This is a genomic window from Mesorhizobium sp. URHB0026 (assembly GCF_054059755.1).
This window is the reverse complement of record NZ_JBSSCN010000001.1, coordinates 1,717,433-1,736,237: the sequence shown is the minus strand read 5'-3', so window position 1 is coordinate 1,736,237 and position 18,805 is coordinate 1,717,433. Positions and strand designations below refer to the sequence as shown.

Annotated in this window: 16 protein-coding genes; 5 read left to right on the top strand and 11 right to left on the bottom strand. The window is 64.0% G+C overall.

Features of this window, described 5'->3' with window-relative positions:
- Positions 1-69: 69 nt before the first annotated feature.
- From ACVWWD_RS08790 to ACVWWD_RS08760, 7 genes are all read right to left on the bottom strand, one after another.
- Positions 70-1,014 (bottom strand): acetamidase/formamidase family protein, encoded by a 945-nt coding sequence (locus ACVWWD_RS08790; protein ID WP_352546365.1) that lies wholly within the window; start codon positions 1,012-1,014, stop codon positions 70-72.
- The gene (locus tag ACVWWD_RS08785) at positions 1,004-2,647 is read right to left on the bottom strand and encodes an ABC transporter substrate-binding protein (protein WP_023781929.1); all 1,644 of its coding nucleotides are present in this window, start codon (positions 2,645-2,647) and stop codon (positions 1,004-1,006) included. The genes ACVWWD_RS08790 and ACVWWD_RS08785 overlap by 11 nt, the downstream gene beginning before the upstream one ends.
- Positions 2,648-2,714: 67 nt before the next feature.
- Positions 2,715-3,635: an ABC transporter permease gene (locus ACVWWD_RS08780; protein ID WP_352546364.1), complete on the bottom strand. Its 921-nt coding sequence runs from the start codon at positions 3,633-3,635 to the stop codon at positions 2,715-2,717.
- A gap of 13 nt (positions 3,636-3,648) precedes the next feature.
- The gene (locus tag ACVWWD_RS08775; RefSeq protein WP_023793262.1) at positions 3,649-4,554 is read right to left on the bottom strand and encodes an ABC transporter permease; all 906 of its coding nucleotides are present in this window, start codon (positions 4,552-4,554) and stop codon (positions 3,649-3,651) included.
- The gene (locus ACVWWD_RS08770; protein WP_352546362.1) at positions 4,532-5,209 is read right to left on the bottom strand and encodes an ANTAR domain-containing response regulator; all 678 of its coding nucleotides are present in this window, start codon (positions 5,207-5,209) and stop codon (positions 4,532-4,534) included. Before ACVWWD_RS08770 ends, ACVWWD_RS08775 begins: the two co-directional genes overlap by 23 nt.
- Entirely contained in the window at positions 5,206-6,300 is a 1,095-nt protein-coding gene (locus ACVWWD_RS08765; RefSeq protein ID WP_457103025.1) for a transporter substrate-binding protein, read from the bottom strand. Before ACVWWD_RS08765 ends, ACVWWD_RS08770 begins: the two co-directional genes overlap by 4 nt.
- A 196-nt stretch (positions 6,301-6,496) precedes the next feature.
- Positions 6,497-6,979: a hypothetical protein gene (locus ACVWWD_RS08760; RefSeq protein WP_352546360.1), complete on the bottom strand. Its 483-nt coding sequence runs from the start codon at positions 6,977-6,979 to the stop codon at positions 6,497-6,499.
- 467 nt (positions 6,980-7,446) lie between these two features.
- On the opposite strand from ACVWWD_RS08760, the gene ACVWWD_RS08755 reads away from it, so the two are divergent.
- The 3 genes from ACVWWD_RS08755 to ACVWWD_RS08745 all read left to right on the top strand — a co-directional run bounded on the left by ACVWWD_RS08755 (position 7,447) and on the right by ACVWWD_RS08745 (position 10,103).
- On the top strand, positions 7,447-8,301 hold the full coding sequence (locus ACVWWD_RS08755; protein ID WP_023781933.1) for a MetQ/NlpA family lipoprotein: 855 nt from the start codon (positions 7,447-7,449) through the stop codon (positions 8,299-8,301).
- Between the two features lie 82 nt (positions 8,302-8,383).
- Positions 8,384-9,466 (top strand): methionine ABC transporter ATP-binding protein, encoded by a 1,083-nt coding sequence (locus ACVWWD_RS08750; protein WP_023772098.1) that lies wholly within the window; start codon positions 8,384-8,386, stop codon positions 9,464-9,466.
- Entirely contained in the window at positions 9,447-10,103 is a 657-nt protein-coding gene (locus tag ACVWWD_RS08745; RefSeq protein WP_023772097.1) for a methionine ABC transporter permease, read from the top strand. Before ACVWWD_RS08750 ends, ACVWWD_RS08745 begins: the two co-directional genes overlap by 20 nt.
- A 505-nt stretch (positions 10,104-10,608) precedes the next feature.
- Here the strand turns inward: ACVWWD_RS08745 and ACVWWD_RS08740 are convergent.
- The 4 genes from ACVWWD_RS08740 to ACVWWD_RS08725 all read right to left on the bottom strand — a co-directional run bounded on the left by ACVWWD_RS08740 (position 10,609) and on the right by ACVWWD_RS08725 (position 16,472).
- Positions 10,609-11,739, bottom strand: a complete 1,131-nt coding sequence (locus tag ACVWWD_RS08740) for an aminomethyltransferase family protein (protein WP_352546359.1) — start codon at positions 11,737-11,739, stop codon at positions 10,609-10,611.
- 49 nt (positions 11,740-11,788) lie between these two features.
- Positions 11,789-12,565, bottom strand: coding sequence for an ABC transporter substrate-binding protein (locus tag ACVWWD_RS08735; RefSeq protein WP_352546358.1), 777 nt, complete (start codon positions 12,563-12,565; stop codon positions 11,789-11,791).
- A gap of 111 nt (positions 12,566-12,676) precedes the next feature.
- Positions 12,677-14,386 (bottom strand): hydantoinase B/oxoprolinase family protein, encoded by a 1,710-nt coding sequence (locus tag ACVWWD_RS08730; protein ID WP_352546357.1) that lies wholly within the window; start codon positions 14,384-14,386, stop codon positions 12,677-12,679.
- Position 14,387: 1 nt separating this feature from the next.
- On the bottom strand, positions 14,388-16,472 hold the full coding sequence (locus ACVWWD_RS08725; RefSeq protein ID WP_457103024.1) for a hydantoinase/oxoprolinase family protein: 2,085 nt from the start codon (positions 16,470-16,472) through the stop codon (positions 14,388-14,390).
- Between the two features lie 219 nt (positions 16,473-16,691).
- Here ACVWWD_RS08725 and ACVWWD_RS08720 point away from each other — a divergent pair, with 219 nt between their 5' ends.
- Together ACVWWD_RS08720 and deoC are read left to right on the top strand one after the other, a co-directional pair.
- On the top strand, positions 16,692-17,519 hold the full coding sequence (locus ACVWWD_RS08720; RefSeq protein ID WP_023772091.1) for a ferredoxin--NADP reductase: 828 nt from the start codon (positions 16,692-16,694) through the stop codon (positions 17,517-17,519).
- Positions 17,520-17,730: 211 nt separating this feature from the next.
- Positions 17,731-18,777, top strand: coding sequence for a deoxyribose-phosphate aldolase (gene deoC, locus ACVWWD_RS08715; RefSeq protein ID WP_031251958.1), 1,047 nt, complete (start codon positions 17,731-17,733; stop codon positions 18,775-18,777).
- Positions 18,778-18,805: the final 28 nt, after the last annotated feature.

Genomic DNA, 18,805 nt, shown 5'->3' with positions numbered 1-18,805 from the left:
TCCGGCACGCACCCCTCTGTCCTGCCGGGTCCGGCAGGACAATGGCCGTGTCTTGACGCAAACCCAGCCTCATTCAAACACGCAGCGCGGGAAGTAGAACGACACCACCCAGTTGGGCATGTCGACGATCTCGCTGATGCGCAGGTCGCCGCAGACCGAGGCCAGCATGTAGGCTTCGACCGGGTCGATCTGGTAGCGGCCGGCGAGCAGGTCGACCATCTGCGCCACGGCCTCTTTTGCGCCACTCATCAAATCCGGCCCGATCCCCGTCGTCACCTCATAGCCCTTGGCGTCGAGATGCCGTGTCACCGGACCCGGCGTGGTGAAGCGCGGCGTTTTCAGCCGCGCATCTTTCACCAGGTCGAGCTTCAGCACGACGTTCATCGGGCTTTCGATCGCCGTGCCGCAGACCTCGCCGTCGCCTTGCGCGGCGTGCGTGTCGCCGACCGAGAACAGCGCGCCCGCCACCTCCACCGGCAGGTAGAGCGTGGTGCCGGCGGCAAGGTCGCGGATGTCGAGATTGCCGCCGACGCGGCGCGGCGGCACCACCGAGTGGTGACCCATTTCGGCCGGCGCATTGCCGATGGTGCCGGCGAATGGCTTTAGCGGCACGCGGGCGTTTTTGCCAAACAATGCCGGCTCCAGCGAGGTGGCATCGTATTTCCAGATGTTGAGCGCCGGCTCCTGGAAATCGTCGGCGAGCAGGCCGAAACCGGGAATGTTCGCCGTCCAGCCGAAGCCGGACGGTTTGAACATCTCGATCGTCACCTTCAGCGCGTCACCCGGCTCGGCGCCTTCGACGAAGATCGGCCCGGTCACAGGATTGATCCGGTCGAAATCGAGCTTGGCGATCTCGGCCACGGTGCTGTCGGGCTGCAATTGGCCGCCCGAGGAATCCAGGCACTGGAACTCGATGGTGGAGCCAGGCGCCACCCGCTCAGCCGGGACAAACGAATTGTCCCAGCCGAAATGGTGATGGCGCCCGTGGATGGTGTAATCGCAGTTATTGCACATCTTTTACGTACACATTGTCATAGTTGATCGGGATATGGACCGGGTCGACATAGAGATTGTCGGCGCCGCCCATGCGGGCGGACTTCATGGTGAAGCGCTGTTCGTTGAAGACCGGCGCCCAAGGGGCGTCCTCCATCACCTTGTCGTAGATGGCGCTCCACATCTTGTCGCGCTCGGCGGCCTTGGCCGGGTCGACCACCGAATCGGCCTCGGCCGCCTTGGCATCGAGATCCTTGTTGCAATACCACGACCAGTTCCAGCCGCCTGGTACCGCACCGGCGCAGCCGAGAATCGGGCCGTAGAAGTTGGACGGATCGGGGAAGTCCGCGATCCAGGCCATGCCGCCCGACCAGATCATCGGCGCGCCGGCCTTGTCGCCGCCGGCGGCAATGACATTGGCCTGGGCAAGCGACTGGATGCTGGCCTTGATACCGATCGCCGCCAGATCCTGCTGGATCGCCTGGGCGATGCGCGGGTTGGGGTCGGTGTTCATGGCGAACAGCTGCGTCTCGAACCCATCGGGATGGCCGGCCTCGGCAAGCAGCGCCTTGGCCTTGGCAACGTCATAGGGATAGCCCTCATACGCCTTGTCGTAGCCGGGCATCGACGGCGGCAGCGGCTGGTTGGCCGGCACGGCGCGGCCGTTGATGATCTGGATGATGCGCGCTTTGTTGAGCGCCATGTTGACGGCCTGGCGCACCTTCACATTGTCGAACGGCGCCATGGTTGTGTTCATGGTGACATAGCCGGTGTGCAGCTGGCCACCTTCGACGACACGCGCCTTCTGCTCGGGATCGGCCATCACTTCCTGGAATTTGGCCGGCGGAATGCCGTCGCCGGGCACGTCGATCTCGCCCTTCTGCAGGCGCAGCAGCGCCACGATCGGCTCCTGGCCGATCTCGAAGGTGATCTTGTCGAGGTGCGGCAGGCCCTTGTGCCAATAGTCCGCGTTGCGCTCGAAGACGATGCGCTGGCCAAGTGTCCATTCCGCCAGTTTGAAGGCGCCGGTGCCGACCGGATGTTTGCCGAAATCGGCGCCGTATTTCTCGACCTCTTCCTTCGGCACGACATGCGAGAAGTTGATGGCCATGACATGCAGGAAGGTGGCGTCCGGGCGGGTCAGCTCGAACTTGACCGTGTAGGGATCGACGACGGTGACGCCGGACAGCGTCTCGGCCTTGCCGCCAGCGACATCGTCATAGCCCTTGATCGAGCCGAAGAAGCCGGCGCCGGGGCTCTGCGTCTTCGGATTGGTGACGCGGTCGAGCGAATATTTCACGTCGTCGGCGGTCATCTCGCGGCCATTGTGGAACTTCACGCCATGGCGCAGCTTGAAGGTGAAGGTCTTGCCGTCGGGCGAAATCTCATAGCTTTCGGCGAGGTCGGGCTTGAGGTTGGTGGTGCCCGGCTCATAGTCCATCAAGCCGTCGAACAGGCTCTTGATCATCGACCAGTTCTGCCAGTCATAGCCGATCGCCGGGTCCAGAGTCGCGACGTCATCCTTGTAGGTTATGGTGATGGCGCCGCCCTGCTTGGCGTTCGGGTCGACGGCGTCCTCGGCGCGGGCGCTTGTCATGCCGAGCATCAGCGCCAGCGCCGATGCCGCGACGGTCGATGCGAGAAATTTCTTCATTGTCATGTTCCCTTTCTCTGTTTGTTTTCTGGTTTCATCTGAGTTGATGCTCATCTCGGTTTGATACTCATCTCAGTTTGATACGGGGGTCGATGAAGGGCGCGATGATGTCGGCCAAGAGATTGCCGAGCACGATGGCGAAGGCCGAGACCAGCGTGACGCCCATGATGATCGGGATGTCGACACGCTGGATGGCTTGCCAGGCGAGTTGGCCGATGCCGGGCCAGCCGAACACGCTTTCGACCACGACGATGCCGCCCATGAAGATGCCGATGTCGATGCCGATCATGGCGACGACCGGCAGGATGGCGTTGGGCAGCGCATGGCGGAAAATGATGGCGCCGCGAGCCAGGCCCTTGGCGCGCGCGGTGCGGACATAATCCTGGCGCAGCACGTCGATCATCGACGAGCGCATCATGCGCGCGTACCAGCCGGCGCCGAGGATGCCCATGGTGAGCGACGGCAGCACGAGATGGCGCCATGTGCCATAGCCGCCGATCGGGAACCAGCTCAGTCTGACGGCGAAGACATAGAGCAGCAGCAGGCCGACGACGAATTGCGGCGCCGAGACGCCGATGAAGGAGGCGACCATCAGGGCCTGGTCGGTGGCGGTGCCGCGCTTGACGGCGGCGATCAGGCCCATCGAGAGGCCGATCAGCAGCTCGCACAGTATGGCGCCGACCATCAGAAGCAGGCTCGCCGGCAGCCGCGAGACGATGAGTTCGGTCACCTCCGAGCGCTGGATGTAGGAGCGGCCGAGATCGCCGCTGACGAGCCTGGTCAGGTAGTGCCAGTACTGGACGATAAAGGGCTGGTCGAGGCCGAGCTGCTGGCGGATGTTCTCGACCGTCTGCGGCGTGGCGCTGCGGCCGGCGATCTGGCGCACCGGGTCGGCGGGGAGGAGATAGAGCAGCGCGAAGGTGATCAGCGAGACGCCGAGCAGGATGAGCAGCGACTGGATCAGCCGGCGGCCGAGGTAGGCGATCATGTCCGGCCCCCCATTATTCCCGCCCTCGCTGCGTCGGATCGAGAATGTCGCGCAGCGCGTCGCCGATCAGGTTGAAGGCCAGCGCCAGCGCCAGGATCGCGGCGCCGGGGAAGAACACCAGCCAGGGCGCCGCCTGGAAATAGGTCTGGTTCTCGAAGATGATATTGCCCCAGGATGCCGTCGGCGGCTGCACGCCGATGCCGAGGAAGGAGAGCGTCGCTTCCAGCAGCACCGTGGTCGAGATGCCGAGCGTGCCCCAGACGATGATGGTCGGCAGGAGATGCGGCAGGATGTGGCGAAACAGGATGCGCGGCGCGCTCGCCCCTATGGTGCGTTCGGCGTCAATGAACTCGCGCTCGGCGAGCGATGACGTCTCGGTGTAGATGACGCGAGCGGTCTGCACCCAGTTGACCAGCGCGATGACCATGGCGACGATCCACAGGCTCGGCTGGAACACCGCCGCCAGGCAGATGGCGAGCAGCAGGGCCGGAAACGCCATCATCAAATCGGTGAAACGCATCAGTGCGCCGCCGATCCACCCGCGGAAATAGCCGGCGGTGACGCCGACCAGCGTGCCGATCAAAAGCGCCACGCCGTTGGCGACGATGCCGATGATCAGCGAGGTGCGCGCGCCATGGAGGATGCGGGTCAACAGGTCACGTCCGAGCAGGTCGGTGCCAAGCCAGAATTTCGCGCTTGGCGGCAGAGGCGAGCCCTCGATGGTCAGACCATCGAACATCTGGTCGTTGGGGTCATAGCCGGTCAGCCATGGCGCCAGGATTGCGCCGGCGACGACAATGGCGACGATGACCAGGCCGAGCAGCGCAAGGCGGCGCTTGACCAGCCGGCGCCAGACACCGGCGCGCGCCTTGGCCGGCATGCGCCCTGCCGTGAGATCAGGCGCGATAGGGCTGGTCATCGCCGCTCTCATCTTCGATCGGGGCTTCCCCGGTCTTGGTTTCCCCGGTCCTGGTTTCCCCGGTCCTGGTTTCCCCGATCTTGGCTTCCTCCGTCATCGCCACGATACGCCGCGCGGCGTCCTCGACGCTGACCTGCCAACTCATCGCCAGCGAGCGCAGCCGCGCATAGGCGCGATCGTCGTCGCCGCCCTTCGACAAAGCCGAGACAGCCCGCACGATGGTCTGGCGTTCGGCGACCCGCTGGCGCAGCGCGGCAATTTCGCCGGCTAAATGTTTTCGCGCCTCGAAGCTCTGCCTTGCGATCAGCAGCGCGCTGTAGACCCCTGCATTGCCGACCGGCTTCAGGAGCTGGGCGTCGGCCTTGTGCGACAGCGCCCACTCAATGCGGCCCGGCGCCTCGGAACCGATCAGCGCCACCAGCGGCATCGGCGCCTCGCCCGGCTTCCAGGGGAATTGCTCGTCGAAGCCGAGATCGGCGTCGAAGAAGACGAAGTCGGCGGCCAGCGCCTCCGGCGCCAGTTCCGGCCAGCAATCCACGGTGACAAGGCCGATGGCCGACAATTGCCTGGTGATCGCCTGCACCGTCGGGTGCGGGCGATGCAGGACAAAGGCCCTGGCTCCGCCGAGGTTGGGGATGCGCGGGGTTCTGGTCAAGACACCACCCGCAAGCGTGGCCGGCCGAATGTCTTTGCGGGGTCGTAGCGCGACAGATACGGGTCCGGCGCGACCTCGTGCTGCCGGCTGACTACTTCGAAGTAGCCGTCCGCGATCCGGCCGATGATGACAGGCAGCGTGGCGTGCTGGGAATGGGCGTCGATGGCGATCGGGCCGAGCCGGGTGGAGAAGCGCCGCTCGGCGAAGGCCTTGGAAAATTCCGCCGGGCCGGCGTCGGGATCGCGCGAAAGCACGTCGGCCAGTACCTGCACCGAGGCATAGGCGGAGGCTTCGAAGGACGACGCGAACGCGGCCGGCCGTGGCGCGAAATACGGTCCGACCGACAGGTGACCCTTGCCCGTTTCGCCGATCGCCGGCAGTTCGCCTTCGGTCAGGTTGCACGAGATCACTGGGCAAGATTCAGGACTGAAAGCCGCATCCTCGCCCGCCAGATCGCGATAGGCCGCAAGGAAGGCATAGGACGAGGTGCCGATCAGGTTGTTGAGGATGAAGCTTGGCCGCGTCGCCCGGATCTCGGCGATCAGCCGCGACACGTCGGTCTCGCCGATGCGCAGATAGCGCTCGCCCAGCACCTTGCCGCCGGCATCGGCGATGAGGTCGCGCGCAACACGGTTCATCTCCCAGCCCCAGATGTAGTTCGACCCGAGCAGGAAACCGTTGGCGCCGAAGCGCGGCACGACATGGGCCAGCAGCGGCACCAGATGCTGGTTGGGACAAGCATGCATGTAGACGACATGCTCGTTGGCCTCGAAGCCCTCATAGGGGCAGGCATACCAGAGCATGCCGCCCGCCTTCTCCAGCACAGGGATTGTCTCCTTGCGGCTCCAGGAAGTGACGCAGCCGACGACATGGCGTGCACTGCTGGTCCTGAAGATGTCTTCGCACAGCGTCGCGTAACGGTCGGCATTGCTTTGCGGGTCGCGCTCTACCGGCGCCAGTTGGATGCCTGAGCTCCTGTCGGCGTTGATGTCGGCGATGGCGCGCATAGCACCCATCCGGCACGCGTCGGAGACGAGCTGATAGCTTCCCGAGCGGGAATAAAGGATGCCGATCTCGATGCGCCGTTTCAAACCGATCCCCAAAATGACAATGCCCCGCAGCCAGCGCCGGAAAGGCGAGGCATACGAGGCATGTTTGCCGCCCGGCGATCAGAGCCGGTATTTTGCCCTAGCGTATTCGGTCCGGCGGGTCAGTCAAGCCCTCAACGCCATCCGCGTCAAACACCGAGTGTCCGGCCACCGCTGGTTCCCGCGAAATCCGCTGCCGCTATTTGGCCGCCGGCCTGTGTTGGCGGGCATAGGCCACGCAGGCATCCACGGTGCTGACACAAAGCGCGTCGCGCTTGTTCGGCAGGTTGTTGTCGCCGGCGTAGGCAACTTCGGCGACACGGCCGCCGACCATGCGAACCTGCGTGTCGCAGTAACCGCCGGGAGCGACATTGACGGAACCGCCGACCGTCGGGATCGCCCCCACGGCCAAGGCGGGAACGACGACGCTGAGATTGCCGCGCTGGACGATGCGCTTATAGGTCCAGATCTGCCCGGACTGGCCGACATCGGCGGTGGCGGTCGGAAATCCCGCGCACATTCGAACGTCGGCTTCGCTGAGGCCGACCATCTCCTTGCGTGCCGCAGCCGCCGTGGGATCGATCTTGGCGATGCGCGACGTGTCGTCGGGAACGACGCAGGAAGACTCGATGACGACGAGGAGGGCTAAAAGGGCAAGCTTTCGAATGCAGGAAAATGTCATACCGATTATTGAGATCGCGTGGCGCCCGGCCGCCCTCTCTACCTAGGCAGGCCGACGGTCGGATCAACCCGCCCAGCTTCACGAAAAAGTGGCTGAGCAAGCCGAAGAGCTTTTGACTTCGCCATAAATGGACCCGCCGGCAGCCAATGAAGGCCGTCCATCGTTTCCGGGCGATGTCTCGAGCCGCGCGTCGAACCGGATGAAATATCTTCGCAGCCGGTCGGTAGAGGCGGGCTCGTTGAAAACTTGACTGCCTTCCCCGACATCCCGGGTGGCAGCGCGGCGCCGCCATGGTCGATCCGGCGGCGTCCTGTGCTCACATCCCTGAATTTTTTGAGAGAATATTCCCGGCTTTGCCGAGAACGGCGAAACACGTTCTTTGATAAAATCAGTAGAATTTCTGACGATGTGAACAAGCTTGGGCAATCCGCCTTGCTGCCATGACTTCACAACCGCAGAGATCAATCATGTCCGATCCCAACAACACTTTGCCATCTTCCCCATGGGCACCCCTGAACCGCCGCAGCGGCCTGGCTCTGCTGTTCGCGTCGGCTGTCGCGATCGGCAGCCTGATGGCGCCGCATGCGTCCTTGGCCGAGGACAAGAAGGCGATCAAGGTCGGCATCATCAGCGGCGAGGACGAGGATGTCTGGCGTGTCGTCGTCGCGCAAGCAGCCGAAAAGGGCCTCAGCATCGAGACGGTGGTGTTCAACGACTACACCCAGCCCAACGAGGCGCTGGAGCGCGGCGAGATCGACGCCAACGCCTTCCAGCACCAGCCCTATCTCGACAACCAGATCAAGACGCAGGGCTACCACATCGTGCGTGTCGGCTATACCGGCGTGTGGCCGATCGGCCTCTACTCCAAGAAGTACACCAAGGTTGCCGATCTGCCGGAGGGCGCGGTGATCGGCGTGCCGAACGACCCGTCCAACGAAGGCCGGGCGTTGCGCGTGCTGCAGAATGAGGGCGTGATCAAGCTCAGGGATGGCACCGGCATTCTCGCCACCACCGCCGACATCGCCGAGAATGCGAAAAAGGTCGAGATCAAGGAGTTGGATGCCGGCATCGTCGGCCGCTCGGTCGAGGATCTCGACGCCGCCGTGGTCAATACCGACTGGGCACTGAAAAGCGGCCTCACACCGGAGAACCGCATCGCTCAGGAGCCGATCGCAGACAATCCGTATCGCAACTTCATCGCGGTCAAGGTCGGCCATGAGAACGAGGCCTGGGTAAGGACGCTGGTCGCGTCCTATCAGAACGAGGCTGTGAAGGCCGAGTTCGACAAGGTCTATAAGGGCACCGGTCTCAGCGCCTATTGAGTTATGCGGGCACCGACGTGCCGTTGACAGCTTAAGCGGTCCGCGCGATGCGCGGGCCGCGATCGCATTTTGGGACCTGCCTATGAACCAGCATTTTATCGCAACCACCGAGGCCGCGGATCAGGCCACCACGCAGGACGTGGTGCGCCTTGTCGACCTGAAGCGCCGCTTCGGCCAGACGGCGGCGCTCGACGGCATTTCCTTGACGGTGCGCAAGGGCGAGGTTCTCGGCATCATCGGCCGCAGCGGCGCCGGTAAATCCACCCTGATCCGCTGCCTGAACGGACTGGAGCGCCCTGACACCGGCGAGGTGTTCATCGAAGGCCGCGAGATCAGCCGACTTGGCGAGCGCGAGTTGCAGCCGTTGCGGCGGCGCATCGGCATGATATTCCAGCATTTCAACCTGCTGTCGGCCAAGACAGTCGAGGACAATGTGGCGCTGCCGCTCAAGATCGAGGGCCGGCCGAAGGCGGAGCGCCTGAAGCGGGCCGCGGAACTGCTCGATCTCGTGGGCCTGTCGGAGAAGGCAAAGGCATATCCGGCGTCGCTGTCCGGCGGCCAGAAACAGCGCGTCGGCATTGCCCGAGCGCTTGCCGCGCGGCCGGCGCTGCTTCTGTCGGACGAAGCGACATCGGCGCTCGACCCGGAGACGACGCGCTCCATTCTCGCCCTGCTGAAGGACATCAACCGCCAGCTTGGCCTGACCATCCTTTTGATCACCCATGAAATGGAAGTGATCCGCTCGATCGCTGACCGCGTGGCGGTGATCGACGCCGGGCGCATCGTCGAGGAAGGGCCAGTCTGGTCGGTGTTCGCCGATCCGCAATCGGACGTCACAAGACGCCTGCTCGGGACCATCCGGCCGCAACTTCCGGCCGAACTGGCGGCGCGGCTGGTGCCGGGGGCCGGCACCGAAACGGTTCTGCGCGTCGACGTGGCGGGCGAGGCGGCGCGCGAGCCGCTGCTGTTCGACCTTGCGGCCGCGGTGCCCGGTCCCTTCCGCCTCGTCCATGGCGGCATCGACCACATCCAGCGGCAGCCGGTCGGAACACTGTTCCTTTCCGTCGCCGGCAGCGATGCGAGCCACCTCGCGGAAATCGTCACATTCCTGAAATCCCGCCAGGCGCGGGTGGAGGTGCTTGGCCATGTCACCGATCCTGTTTGAGCTTCTGTTGCGATCGATCTGGGAGACGGTGCTGATGACGGCCGCCTCCGGCCTGATCTCGCTGGTGTTCGGCCTGCCACTCGGGCTGGCCCTGATTGCCACCGAACGCGGCGGCATCGCCGAAAGCCCATGGGTGAACCGCGTGCTCGGCGCCGTCATCAACGGCTTCCGCTCGGTCCCGTTCATCATCCTTCTGGTGGCGCTGATCCCGGTGACGCGGCTGATCGTCGGCACCTCGATCGGCACATGGGCGGCCATCGTGCCGCTGTCGATCGCCGCCACACCCTACTATGCGCGAATCGCCGAAGTGTCATTGCGCGAGGTCGACCACGGACTGATCGAGGCGGCGCGCGCCATGGGCGGCAACCGCTGGACGATCATCCGCGAGGTGTTGGTGCCGGAGGCGCTACCCGGCATCGTGGCCGGCTTCACCGTGACGCTGGTGACGCTGGTCGGCGCCTCGGCGATGGCAGGCGCCATCGGTGCCGGTGGCCTCGGCGACCTTGCCATCCGCTACGGCTACCAGCGCTTCGAGACATCGGTGATGATCGCCGTGGTGATCGTGCTGATCATCCTGGTCTGCGGCATCCAGTGGGTGGGTGACCGGCTGGTGGCGAGGCTGGATCGGCGGGGGTGATGAGCCGGCTGAACATCCGGGTGGCCGTGACCTTCTCATCAACGTCAGCGCTGCCCCTCACTGTCCTGCCGGACATCTGGGAGAGAGGGGCTAGCCCTGGACGCCGGCATTCTCCAAGCAACGCCGATGATTGGCGAAATCGTCGATGTGAGCGCCCCTCTCTCCGTCACTATATACGGGGAGAGGATGCCGGCAGGCAGGTGAGGGCAGCGCCGATCGCTCGCCATTATCAGTAATTGCCATGACACTGTAGGGCTGTTCCTACGGACTTCTTCCTTGACCAGTGAGCGCCGCTCATCACCCGACAATCCCTGCCGCGCACCGTGGTTGAGTACCTTGGCCATGGGGGGCGACAGCTTCATGCCTTCGACAGCGCTGATTTTCTCGCCACGCGCGCTCGTCAGCTCGAAATGACCAGCCTTACTGAACGGCCGATTCTTGAACTAGGAGACTTCATCCGCGAACCATATCATGGACGCCAAGCGGAAACCAAAATCATTCCGCGCTAGCCCCTCAGCCTCGCCCCTTCCGGGTCAAAGAACGGCATCGGCGCCACCACCGCGCGTACTGGCTTGCCATCGATGGCGATGCTGAGCTCTGTTCCAACAGCCGTGAACGGCAATCGCAAATGCGCTGTCGCCAGCACCTTGCCCAGGGAATAGCCGTGGTCGCTGTAGGTGACCACACCGGCGTTCTCACCATCGGCCATCACCCGTGCATCCGTCGCCGCCGGCTTGTCGCCGTCGAGGAAAAGCCCGGTCCAGCGCTCGTCGAGGCCCTTGTCGCGCACCTTGAGCAGCGCGTCCCGGCCGATGAAATCGCCTTTATCGAACTTGATCCAGCGGTCGAGGCCGACATGGAACGGCGTGCGCGTCTCGTCCATGTCGAGCCCGTGCGCCGGATAGGCCTTTTCCAGGCCGAGCGTGAACATGGCCAGCACGCCATAGGGTTTCAAGCCGAAAGTTTGGCCAGTGCGCATCAGCGCGTCCCAAACCGAGGTCGCCTCGTCGGCCGGCACGAACAGTTCGAAGCCGAGTTCGCCGGTCACGCCTGTACGTGAGATCAAGACCCGCGTTCCGTTGATATGGCCTGACGTAAACGCCCAGCGCTTCAATTCGTCGAGATCGGCGTCCGAGATCATCGCCTTCAGGAGATCGCGTGAGCGCGGGCCCTGGATGGTCGGGAAGGCGACGGCGGCAGTGATGTCGGTGACATAGGCCCTGCGCCCTTGCGCATGATGCTGGAGCCAGGGCAGCATCTTGAGGCGGTTGACCGAACCGGTCACCAGCATGAAATGCTCCGCGCCCAGCCGGAACACGGTGAGGTCGTCCATGATGCCGCCGTCCTCACGACAGACGGTGGAATAGCGTACTTGGCCCGGCCCCATCGCCGCGGCGTCATTGACAATGACATGGTTGACCAGCGCCTCGGCGTCGGCACCCTTAATGTCCATCTTGCCCATGGTGCTGAGGTCCTGCACGCCAACATTTTTACGCGTATTCAAATGTTCGTCGGCGATGCCGGAATAATGTTTGGCCGAGATGAAATCGCCGCCGACCCGACCCATGGTCGCGCCCAGCCCAACGATGCTGCTGTAAAAGGGGGAGCGACGCTCAGCCAATAAAATCTCCATCATTCAAATCGGCAGCGCCGGGTTGCGCCGCCGAGCTCGATTGGTACCGGGATCAACTCCCATAGACGTCGAATGAAAAATACTTGTCGTTGATTTCCTTGTACTTTCCGTTGGCGCGCAGCGCGTCGATTGCCGCGTTGAACTTGTCGGCCAGTTCCCTGTTGCCCTTCTGCAGCGCAATGCCGACCCCCGGGCCGTGAATGGCGGGATCTGCCGTCAGCGTGCCGAGCAGCTTGCAGCAGGCGCCGTCGGGCTTCTTCAGCCATTCGGTCAGGATGATCGAGCCATCCATAATCGCATCGACGCGGCCATTAGCCATGTCGGCGCGGGCGTCGTCGCCGGTCGGGTAGGCCTTGACGGTCGAGCCCGAATATTTCTGCTCGGCGAAATTCTGGTGGATGGTGGCGCTCTGCACGCCCAGCACCTTGCCTTTCAGATCGTCCGGCGAGGTGCCCGCGATGGTTGAGTCCTTCGGCACCGCGATGGCCGGCGGCGTCTGGTAGTATTTGTGGGTGAACTCGACCTTTTCGGCCCGCTCGGGCGTGATGGTGATGTTGATGATGGCGTCGAACTTGCCGGCCTGGAGCGCGGGAATAGAGCCGTCGAAATCCTGCACGGTGAACTCGCATTCGACCTTCATCTGCGCGCACAGCGCGTTGCCGAGATCGATGTCGAAACCGCCGAGCGTGCCATCGGCATTGGCATGGTTGAAGGGCGGATAGGCACCCTCGGTACCGAGCCTCAGTTTTTTCTCCTGGGCGGAAGCAGCACCGGTGGCAAGCGCAAAAGCCACGGAAGCGGCAAGCACGAAACGACCGAAAAGACGCATGGTCCAGATCTCCGTTGACCGGGTAAATCTACGGGCTTTCATGCTCCCGGCGGAGACGAAAACGACATGTGCCGCGGCGATCACGGCGCGGTGCAGTTCCTCCGCGTCCGGTCAGGTTCCTTGTGCCTCGGCTCCGAACAGATCCCTTGCTTGCTTCGTAGTATAATAACCAAGCTGGACGTCCCGTGCGACCAGTTCCGGATCGCGCTCACGCGGATCGCCATAGCCGCCGCCACCCGGCGTGCCGACGCGCACGCGGTCGCCGGCCTTCAGCGGGATGTCCTGCTCCTTGGATAGGTGCGGCGGCACATGCTCCTCGCCGTTGCGGAACACGGTCACGCTGTTGGGCTCGCCGTCCCGACCGCCAAGGGCGCCTTGCGGACCGAAACGGCCATGGTCCATTACAAAGGAGGCTCGCGCCTCGCCGCGCAGGATCTCGACCTCATAGGCGAGGCCAAAACCACCACGATGCTTGCCGGCGCCGCCCGAGCCTTCGCGCAAGGCATAGTGGCGATAGAGCACCGGAAAGGCCTGCTCCATGATCTCGACCGGCGGCGACTTGGAAATGCCGATGGTCGAGCAGCCATTGGTCAGCCCGTCATGCCCCGAATTGCCGCCATAGCCGCCACCGGAGATCTGGTACATGACGTAGTCGCGGCCGCGCGCCGGATCATTGCCGCCGAGCGCGAAATTGCCGCTGGAGCCGGCCGGGGCCGCCGTCACCTTGTCGGGCAGCGCCTGCACCATCGCCGCGAACACCGCCTCGGCGATGCGCTGCGATACTTCGGCCGCACAGCCAGACACGGGGCGCGGATATTTGGCGTCGAGGAAAGTGCCTTCCGGCCGCTTGACCTCGAGCGGCTCGAAGGCACCAGCGCTGATCGGCACGTCCGGGAAGATATGGCGCATGGCGAGATAGACCGAGGACAACGTCGTCGCCAGCACGCTGTTCATCGGTCCCGCACAAGGCTTTGACGAGCCTGAAAAATCGAAGGTCAGAGTGTCGCCCTGTTTCTCGACGGCGAGCGCGATGGTCAGCGGTTCGTTGACCACCCCGTCGGAATCGACAAAAGCCTTGGAGCGGTAGGTGCCGTCGGGAATGGCCGCTATGTTGGCGCGCATCTGCTCGGCGGCACGGTGGCGCAATTCGGCGATCGCTTCGACAACGATTTCGTCCCCGTAACGATCCAGGATTCCATTAAGCCTGTCCTGGCCGATCAGCAGCGCGGCGGCCTGGGCCCGGATGTCGCCGATGCGCTGGTCGGCAACCCTGATGTTGGAGCAGATGATGGCGTAGATTTCCGCGTCGAGCACGCCCTTCTTGAACAGCTTTACCGGCGGCAGCCGCAGGCCTTCCTGCTCGACCGCCGTCGCCGAAGCCGAGAAGCCGCCGGGCACGGAGCCGCCAATGTCGGGCCAATGGCCGGTGTTCGACAACCAGCAGAAGATCTTTTCACCGCGATAGACCGGCATGGCGAAGCGCACATCCATCAGATGCGTGCCGCCGAGATAGGGATCGTTGACGATGTAGATGTCGCCCGGCTCCGGGGCCAGGCAGCGGCCGTCGGCGATCATCTCGATCACCGTCCTGGTCGAATATTGCATGACGCCGACAAACACAGGCAGACCCTGACTGCCCTGCGCGATCAACGAGCCGTCGACGGCGGAATAGATGCCGTCCGAGCGGTCATTGGCCTCGGCGATCACGGGCGAAAAGGCGGCGCGGGAAAAGGTCAGGTCCATCTCGTCGCAGACCTGCTGCAAAGCGGCCTGGAGCACCGAAAGCGTGATTGCGTCGAGCTTTGCGTTATCAACTGACATGTCAGGCCTCGCCAATGTCGATGATGATGTTGCCGTCGGCGTCGGAGCGTGCGCGGTCGCCCGGTTCGAGCACGGTGGTCGCGTCCATCTGTTCGAGGATCGCCGGCCCTTCGATGACCGCATCGAGCGGCAGCTTTTCCCTGCTATAGACCGGCGTGTCGTGCCAGCGCCCGGCGTACCAGACCGGTCGGATTTCGCGACGCGCCGCGTCGAGCGTTTTCGCCCGCCCGGCCGGGTCGATCAGCCGTGACAGGTCGATCGCCGGACGCACGCCGGTGACCGAGGTGTTGAGGTTGACGAGGTTGGCGCGGATTTCCGGCAACTCCACCTTGAAGCGGGCGAAATAGGCTTTCTCGAAGAACGCCTGCAATTGGCTCCGGGTCACCGACGAGGACGGTAGCGGCACGTTGATGATGTGGGTCTGGCCGACGAACTGCATGTCGGCGGAGTGGGAGACGCGGATCGATTCCGGCTTCACCGCTTCCTTGGCGATCAGCTCCTCGCCTTCGTTCCGGTGCCGTTCCAGTACTTGGTGGAGCTGGCTTTCATCCAGCACGGCCACGGGCTGGTTGATGGTGTTGACGAAGTCGTGGCGCAGATCGGCGACGACGCAGCCGAGCGCGTTGGTGATGCCGGGCCGCGCCGGCACCAGCACTTTGGGCAAGCCGAGTTCGCGGGCGAGCGCCGTCGCATGCAGCGGCCCAGCGCCGCCGAAGGCGAACAGCGCGAAATCGCGCGGGTCGTGGCCGCGCGACACCGATACCATGCGGATGGCGCCGGCCATCTTCATGTTGCCCAGCCTGAGCACCGCGCCCGCGGCCTCGACACCCGACAGGCCGGTTGCCTTGCCGATCCTGTCCTCGAAAATGCCGGTGACGCGCTCCGATGTGACTGGGTTTTCGACGGCCAGCAGCTTCTTCGGCGCTAGCCGGCCAAGCACGAGGTTGGCGTCGGTGATCGTCGGCTCGGTCCCGCCGCGCCCGTAGCAGATCGGGCCGGGATTGGCGCCGGCACTTTCCGGCCCGATCTGAATCAGGCCGGCCGCATCGACGCGGGCGATCGAGCCGCCGCCGGCGCCCACCGTATGCACCGCCACCATCGGCACATGGATGGGCATGGCATATTCGATCTCGATCTCGTTCGAGACAGCCGGCTCGGCGTTGCGGATCAGCGCCACGTCGGTCGAGGTGCCGCCCATGTCGTAGGTAACGAGGTTTTCGAAGCCTGCGCGCTTGCCCGTGTAGGCGGCGGCGATGACGCCGGAGGCGGGGCCCGACATGACCGTCTTGGCCGATTCACGTGTGACGAAGCGGGCCGATATCATGCCGCCATTGCCGTTCATGATCAGGAAGTCGCGGGCATAGCCCTTGTCGGCCAATTCCGTGCGCAGGCGCTCGACATAGCGCTCCAGGATCGGCTGCACCGAAGCGTTGACCGATGCCGTCACCCCGCGCTCGAATTCGCGCGCTTCCGACAATAGCGCATGGCCCGTGGTGATGTAGCCGTTCGGCCAGAGCTCGGCGGCTATTTCGGCGGCGCGCCGCTCATGCGTGGGGTTGGCGTAGGAGTGGAGGAAATGGATGACGAGGGATTCGCAGCCGGCCGCGATGAGCGCCTGTACCGCCTCGCGCATCTCGGCTTCATCAAGCGGCGTGCGCACCGCACCTGATGCCTCGACGCGCTCCGACACTTCGAGGCGCAGGTTGCGCGGAATGATCGGGACGAAGGTTCCCGTCATGCCATAGGGTTGCGGCCGTGTCCGCCGACCGAGTTCGATCACGTCGCGAAAACCGCGCGTGGTGATCATCCCGGTCCTGGCCAGCCGGCGCTCCAGCACCGCATTGGTGGTGGTGGTCGTACCATGCACGATGAGGTCGATACCGTCGATCGGAAAGCCGGTGGCGCCAAGCGCCGAAACCACGCCAAAGGCCTGGTTGTCGACAGTGGTCGGGGTCTTGGCCAGATACACTCTTCCACCGTCCTTGCCGTCGATCAGGAGCAGGTCGGTGAAGGTTCCGCCGACATCGATGCCGGCGACGACGCTGCCCAGGGAATCCGGCGGCTGCACCGAAAAATTCTCTTTCATTGTCGAAACCCGAAATGCTGGGACTACGGATATGCCGCAGTTTGGAAAGGTGTTTTACGGCGGCGTCTTGACGCAAATATCGTTTGTATACTAATAAATTCCGGACACAAGAGCTTACCGCTTCGGTAGCGTGCATGGCATGCCGGAACCTGAATGGTTCGGGCGTGCACGGGAAAGTTTGGCGCCCGCGTCTGTCATTGGGCGAGAAGGTTGGAATTGATGAACACCACGCCCTCGTTCAACACCGCTGAAGCCCGCCCGCTGCAGTTTCCGATTCCGGCCAATGTCTATGCCGAAACCGTCGTCTCGGTGAAACACTATACCGACCGGTTGTTCTCGTTCCGCATCACCCGGCCGCAATCGCTGCGCTTCCGCTCGGGCGAATTCGTCATGATCGGCCTGCCCAATGCCGAGAAGCCGGTGTATCGCGCCTACTCCGTCGCCAGCCCGGCCTGGGACGAAGAGCTGGAATTCTTCTCGATCAAGGTGCCGGATGGCCCGCTGACCTCGGAACTGCAGAAGATCCAGGTCGGCGACACCGTCATCATGCGCCAAAAATCGACCGGCACGCTGGTCGTCGACGCGCTGACCCCCGCCAAGCGCCTGTTCATGATCTCGACCGGCACCGGCATCGCGCCCTTTGCCAGCCTGCTGCGCGATCCCGACACTTACGAGAAGTTCGACCAGCTGATCCTGACCCACACCTGCCGCGACAATGCCGAGCTGATCTACGGCCAGGAACTGGTGGCGGCGCTCGAAAGCGACCCGCTGATCGGCGAGCTGACCACTGGGCGCGTCACGCTCTACAATTCGACGACCCGCGAAGAGTCGGCGCGCATGGGCCGCATCACCGCGCTGATCGGCTCCGGCAAATTCTACAGCGACCTCGGCATCGAAAAGCTCAATCCCGAAACCGACCGCGTCATGATCTGCGGCTCGATGCACATGCTGAAAGACGTCAAGGAGCTGGCCGAAAGCCTCGGCTTCCAGGAAGGTTCGCTCAGCCATCCCTCGAGCTTCGTCGTCGAACGCGCCTTCGTCGGCTGAGGCCAGCGCGTCTCCCAGAAAGCTGGTTTTGACCTTCCGGTCAAAAATCAGCTGCTTTCGCGGCCTTTTTCAGCTATCCCTCGCTTGAGGACTCGTGAAGCGCGACTTCGCGGGCTATCTTCGTGCGTGTCGCCCAAAACTGTCGACGGCTTTGGGGTAAAGATGCGCGCCGAGATATCAAGCGCACGCCACTTGAATGAAAGGGCAGGAGATGAGCAGCACCATCCGCGAAGCCGATCTTGGCACCAAGGTGACGCCGCTGCCGGCACGCGCCGCCGCGAACACGCCGGTGCCGCTGGACCATCACATCACGCGCAATCCCGGCCTGAAACTCGACCTCGGTTTTCTCGAATCGGTACGCAGCGTCAACCGCTCCGCGCTGGAACGCCGCGTCGCCAGCCTGACCAAGCGGCGCTCGATCAAGGCCGACAACCAGGCGGCCTGGCTGCTGCGGGCGATCGCCTGCATGGATCTGACGACGCTCAACTCCAACGACACCGAGGAGCGCGTGCGCCGGCTCTGCGCCAAGGCGATCAACCCGTTGCGCCGCGACATCATCGAAGGTCTCGGCATTGCGGGCGAGACCATCCGGCCGGCCGCCGTCTGCGTCTACCATCCCTTCGTCGCCACGGCCGTGGACGCGGTGCGCGGCACCGGCATCCATGTCGCCGCGGTCTCCACCGCCTTCCCGCATGGCTTGGCGCCGCTATCGACCCGGTTGCAGGAGATCGAGGCCTCGGTGAAGGACGGCGCCGACGAGATCGATGTCGTCATCCCGCGCGGCCTGGTGTTCGGCGCCAAGTGGCGCGAGCTTTACAATGAGATCGTATCGATGCGTGCCGCCTGCGGTGACGCGCATCTCAAGGTCATTTTGGGCACCGGCGACCTCGCCACGCTGCGCAATGTCATGCTGGCCTCGATGGTGGCGATGATGGCGGGTGCGGACTTCATCAAGACCTCGACCGGCAAGGAAAGCGTCAACGCCACGCTGCCCGTCGGCCTCGCCATGGTGCGCGCCATCAGGGCCTATTTCGAGGAAACAGGCTATCTCATCGGCTTCAAGCCGGCGGGCGGCATTTCCACCGCGAAAGTGTCGCTCGACTGGCTGGTGCTGATGAAGGAAGAACTCGGCCGTCCATGGCTGGAGCCCGAGCTGTTCCGCTTTGGCGCCTCGAGCCTGCTGACCGATATCGAACGTCAGCTCGAGCATCATCTGACCGGGCATTATTCGGCCAATCACCGCCACGCGATGGCTTGAGCACCCCCACCCCGATCGGCTTTGCCGA

Bases quoted from the DNA above. Each gene is read 5' to 3' on its own strand.
- ACVWWD_RS08790 (WP_352546365.1), bottom strand. From the start codon at position 1,014: ATGTGCAATAACTGCGATTACACCATCCACGGGCGCCATCACCATTTC.
- ACVWWD_RS08785 (WP_023781929.1), bottom strand. From the start codon at position 2,647: ATGAAGAAATTTCTCGCATCGACCGTCGCGGCATCGGCGCTGGCGCTG.
- ACVWWD_RS08780 (WP_352546364.1), bottom strand. From the start codon at position 3,635: ATGATCGCCTACCTCGGCCGCCGGCTGATCCAGTCGCTGCTCATCCTG.
- ACVWWD_RS08775 (WP_023793262.1), bottom strand. From the start codon at position 4,554: ATGACCAGCCCTATCGCGCCTGATCTCACGGCAGGGCGCATGCCGGCC.
- ACVWWD_RS08760 (WP_352546360.1), bottom strand. From the start codon at position 6,979: ATGACATTTTCCTGCATTCGAAAGCTTGCCCTTTTAGCCCTCCTCGTC.
- ACVWWD_RS08755 (WP_023781933.1), top strand. From the start codon at position 7,447: ATGTCCGATCCCAACAACACTTTGCCATCTTCCCCATGGGCACCCCTG.
- ACVWWD_RS08750 (WP_023772098.1), top strand. From the start codon at position 8,384: ATGAACCAGCATTTTATCGCAACCACCGAGGCCGCGGATCAGGCCACC.
- ACVWWD_RS08745 (WP_023772097.1), top strand. From the start codon at position 9,447: ATGTCACCGATCCTGTTTGAGCTTCTGTTGCGATCGATCTGGGAGACG.
- ACVWWD_RS08740 (WP_352546359.1), bottom strand. From the start codon at position 11,739: ATGATGGAGATTTTATTGGCTGAGCGTCGCTCCCCCTTTTACAGCAGC.
- ACVWWD_RS08735 (WP_352546358.1), bottom strand. From the start codon at position 12,565: ATGCGTCTTTTCGGTCGTTTCGTGCTTGCCGCTTCCGTGGCTTTTGCG.
- ACVWWD_RS08730 (WP_352546357.1), bottom strand. From the start codon at position 14,386: ATGTCAGTTGATAACGCAAAGCTCGACGCAATCACGCTTTCGGTGCTC.
- ACVWWD_RS08725 (WP_457103024.1), bottom strand. From the start codon at position 16,472: ATGAAAGAGAATTTTTCGGTGCAGCCGCCGGATTCCCTGGGCAGCGTC.
- ACVWWD_RS08720 (WP_023772091.1), top strand. From the start codon at position 16,692: ATGAACACCACGCCCTCGTTCAACACCGCTGAAGCCCGCCCGCTGCAG.
- deoC (WP_031251958.1), top strand. From the start codon at position 17,731: ATGAGCAGCACCATCCGCGAAGCCGATCTTGGCACCAAGGTGACGCCG.